Annotated in this window: 1 pseudogene; it reads left to right on the top strand. The window is 57.3% G+C overall.

The annotated features are described in order from the left end of the window. Positions 1–279: pseudogene (locus AC0L3U_RS39295) on the top strand (leucine--tRNA ligase); the annotation flags it as partial.

Genomic DNA, 279 nt, shown 5'->3' with positions numbered 1-279 from the left:
GAAAAAGGCGTGATCTACAAGAAAAGCGGCACCGTGAACTGGGACCCGGTCGACCAGACCGTACTGGCCAACGAACAGGTGATCGACGGTCGCGGCTGGCGCTCCGGCGCGCTGATCGAAAAGCGCGAAATCCCGATGTATTACTTCAAGATCACCGCCTATGCGGATGAACTCTTGTCGAGCCTCGACGACTTGCCGGGCTGGCCTGAGCAGGTCAAGACCATGCAGCGCAACTGGATTGGCAAATCCAAAGGCATGGAAGTGCAGTTCCCCTACAAC

This window comes from Bradyrhizobium sp. Kon69 (assembly GCF_055807515.1).
Note: the sequence above shows the minus strand (reverse complement) of the source record. Positions and strands in the feature narration are given on the sequence as shown.